The 3,706-nt window shown below is 37.0% G+C and carries 4 protein-coding genes; 3 read left to right on the top strand and 1 reads right to left on the bottom strand.

Annotated features, from left to right (window positions below; translation table 11 throughout):
• Both AC1DND_RS23595 and AC1DND_RS23590 read left to right on the top strand, forming a co-directional pair.
• Positions 1-439: histidine kinase (locus AC1DND_RS23595; protein WP_477585028.1), on the top strand; the 439-nt coding region annotated here is incomplete at its 5' end.
• A complete protein-coding gene (locus tag AC1DND_RS23590; protein ID WP_477585027.1) occupies positions 390-893 on the top strand; it encodes a LytR/AlgR family response regulator transcription factor in 504 nt (167 codons plus the stop codon). The genes AC1DND_RS23595 and AC1DND_RS23590, both read left to right, overlap by 50 nt.
• A 98-nt stretch (positions 894-991) precedes the next feature.
• On the opposite strand, the gene AC1DND_RS23585 is transcribed toward AC1DND_RS23590, so the two are convergent.
• Positions 992-1,678: a DUF6624 domain-containing protein gene (locus tag AC1DND_RS23585; RefSeq protein ID WP_477585026.1), complete on the bottom strand. Its 687-nt coding sequence runs from the start codon at positions 1,676-1,678 to the stop codon at positions 992-994.
• Between the two features lie 223 nt (positions 1,679-1,901).
• On the opposite strand from AC1DND_RS23585, the gene pruA reads away from it, so the two are divergent.
• A complete protein-coding gene (gene pruA, locus AC1DND_RS23580) occupies positions 1,902-3,536 on the top strand; it encodes an L-glutamate gamma-semialdehyde dehydrogenase (RefSeq protein WP_477585025.1) in 1,635 nt (544 codons plus the stop codon).
• Positions 3,537-3,706 lie beyond the last annotated feature (170 nt).

The raw sequence follows: 3,706 nt of genomic DNA, 5'->3' as shown, positions 1-3,706 counted from the left end.
CAGTAAAATCATGCGCTATTCGCTGGAAATGGACAAAGATGACCGCATGACATTAATAGAAGAGGAAATTGAGCATATTAAAAATGTAATTAAAATTAATCAGCTTCGTTTCAATAACAAGTTACAGATCGATTTTAGTGTGAATGGAAATACCGATAATGTAAGATTGATTCCATTAATTCTAATTACTGTTGTAGAGAATATCTTAAAACATGGCAATTGTACAGATAATTTGCATCCTGTTAAAATAGCCTTAAGCATTAACGAAACCGACCATCATATTCGTTTAAGCACCTGGAACAAAAAGAAAAAAGGGCCTAAAGAACTCTCGAGTGGTATAGGTATGGAAAACATAAAAAAAAGACTCGCAAATCATTACAAAAAAGGGGTTGAGTTTACTTACCACTGCCTACAAAGAGTTTGCCACTGCCGGTTTTGATCTTGATGTGGTTGATTATTTAGTTAAACCTATTCCTTTGCCCCGTTTTTTACAAGCCATAAACAAGGCTCAAAAGATTATTAACACTAAAAAAAACAGCGCACCTGTGAACCAGCAGGATGATGATTATTTCATGGTTAAAACAGAGGCTAAAGGTAAAATGCTAAAAATTAATATTGCCGAAATTGATTTTGTTGAAGGCATGAAAAATTATATTGCTTTTCACCATAATGGCATTAGAACGCTTGCGCTTCTAACCATGAAAGATGTAGAGGAAAGATTGCCCAAAGCACAATTTATCCGTGTGCAGAAATCGTTTATAGTGGCGCTTAATAAAATCACCTCCATTGATGGAAACAGGATTATTTTAAAAGGCATTTCTGCAGAAATATTGATAGGAGAAACTTACCGCAAAGATTTTTTAGATATGATGAAGCAAAAGCTGATCTCTTGAGCATTGAGCGAAAAGCAGAGAGCAGAGCGTACAGCGTTGCCATTAAGTAGATATGTTTCTTTTTCTAACTGCACCTTGTAAATCAGCAGGAAACAAAATCAGTTTTTAGCTTTATTTATGCTCATCGTCTTTTTATGCCATCCTTCTATCTGAGGCAGATCTTTTTTATATTGTTCAACATTCCATACAATACCCATATCAATCAGATAAGCAGCATAAGATCCAAGACCTATATCTGCCCTTCGGGTATCAACATGATCAGGATCGATCATGGGCATAATGGTATATTTATTGGTCAGCATATTCCAGGCTACCTGACTTCCATAAATCTGTTTCCTACCCTGAAACATCGCAATCCTATCTTCGAGCAGCGCCAAACTGGTGGCTTTTAGTTTTTTGTTCTTTGCAGCAATTCGCATAATAGGCAAGTATTTTTCCTGCGTTTTCAAATCTGCATGCTGGATCACCATGAATAAAGCTGAGTTGGCAGCCTCCCCTATTTCATCAATACTTAACCAACCGTATTTATCAATAATTGCCGATACCCTAATCAGGTTCAAAGAATCTACTTTATTGATTAACTCAAAATGTTTACGTAGAGTATCTTTTAATTTAAGACTATCATCTGCAAAGTGATTCCTGATATCGCTGAGCTGGCCTCTGTAAATCTGATCTAATCGCCCAATAGAATCAAGTTGCTTTATCAGGATACTATTATCATTTATTTGACAAAAGGACGAGCTGGTAAATAACAGGAAGATAATCGATAAATATATAAGTCTCATAGTAATCGAGGTAAAAAGCGTTACCACTAATATCATGATAATCTTTAGCCCTGGCAAATTCAATCGACGTGACACTAGTCAAATTTTAACCATAATAATCCTTTAATTAACCTCTCTTATCATTCAATTACATAGTCAAACGTTTGCCCTATTTTCTTTACAGAATAATAGAATTGCCTACCCCAAAAAGCATTATCTTTGTCCAAATCATAAAAAATAAAATATGCTTAAAGGATTTTTTAACGTACCTACCCCGGTTAACGAGCCTATTAATAGCTATGCGCCAGGCACAAAAGAACGTTTGCTTTTAAAAGAGGCTATCGCAGAGGCACGTTCTAAACAATTGGATATTCCAATGTTTATTGGCGGAGAAGAAATACATACAAAAAACAAAAAGAAAGTAGTAGCTCCACATGATCATCAGCATGTACTGGCCACATTTAGTTATGGCGACAAAAGTCATGTAAAACAAGCTATAGATGCTGCCTTAGCTGCCAAAGCTGATTGGGAAGCTTTAGCTTGGGAACACAGAGCGGCCATCTTTATGAAAGCTGCAGATTTGATTGCTACAAAATACCGTTACCAAATTAATGCTGCAACCATGCTTGGGCAAAGTAAAAATGCCTATCAGGCAGAAATAGATGCCGCTTGCGAATTGGTAGATTTCTTACGTTTTAACGTAAGTTATATGCAGGATATTTATGGCCAACAGCCTCCAGTATCTCCAAATGGCATGTGGAACAGAACCGAACAACGCCCCTTAGAAGGTTTTATATTTGCTTTAACTCCTTTCAACTTTACAGCAATTGCGGGCAATCTACCTGCTTGTGTAGCCATGATGGGTAATGTGGTGGTTTGGAAACCTGCTGATACGCAAGTTTATGCGGCTAATGTAATTATGCAAATTTTTCGCGAAGCTGGCTTACCTGATGGTGTAATTAATCTTATTTTTGCCGATGGCCCTGAAGTAGGCGATGTAGTTTTTAATCACGCTGATTTTGCAGGTATTCACTTTACCGGTTCTACCAAAGTTTTTCAGGAGATATGGAAAACAATCGGCACAAATATCCATAAGTACAAATCATACCCACGTATAGTTGGTGAAACTGGTGGTAAAGATTTTATTTTGGTTCACCCAAGTGCAGATGTTGCAGCTTCGGCTACTGCAATTGTACGTGGTGCTTTCGAATACCAGGGACAAAAATGTTCTGCTGCCAGCCGTACTTATATCCCACAAAGCCTTTGGCCTGAGATTAAGAAAATAATGATCAGAGATTTAGCTTCATTTAAAATGGGTGGAACTGAAGATTTCAGCAATTTCATTAATGCTGTAATTGATGAACGTTCTTTCGATAAACTGGCTAAATATATTGATCAGGCTAAAAAAGATAAAGGAGTTGAAGTTATTGCCGGTGGTAATTATGATAAGAGTAAAGGTTATTTCATAGAACCAACTGTTTTAGTGGTTGACGATCCGAAATATACCACTATGTGTGAAGAACTTTTTGGCCCGGTATTATCTGTATACGTATACCAAGATCAAGAATTCGACCAGATTTTAGAAGTAATTGATACCACTTCACCTTATGCTTTAACAGGGGCTATTTTATCACAAGATAGGTATGCTATAGAAAAAGCCAGCTACGCATTACGCAACTCAGCTGGTAATTTTTACATTAACGATAAATGTACGGGTGCAGTAGTTGGGCAACAGCCATTTGGCGGCGCCAGAGGATCAGGCACAAACGATAAAGCTGGTGCAATGATTAATTTGTTACGCTGGGTTTCTCCACGGACTATTAAGGAAACTTTTAATCCGCCAACTGATTACCGTTATCCGTTTTTAGCTGAAGATTAATATTAATATATAAGGCCAAGCATTATACTGTTTGGCCTTTTTTATGCACATATAGTCCTCGTTTGCAACGAGGATTATGAAGAAAAGTGATTGTATCGCCTAACTTATACGCCACATTAAAAATGTGGCTCTCGTGCATCCTCGTTATAAACGAGGACGATTGTATTAAT

The organism is Pedobacter sp. 01N416 (assembly GCF_056399685.1).
Note: the sequence above shows the minus strand (reverse complement) of the source record. Positions and strands in the feature narration are given on the sequence as shown.

Bases quoted from the DNA above. Each gene is read 5' to 3' on its own strand.
- AC1DND_RS23585 (WP_477585026.1), bottom strand. From the start codon at position 1,678: ATGAGACTTATATATTTATCGATTATCTTCCTGTTATTTACCAGCTCG.
- pruA (WP_477585025.1), top strand. From the start codon at position 1,902: ATGCTTAAAGGATTTTTTAACGTACCTACCCCGGTTAACGAGCCTATT.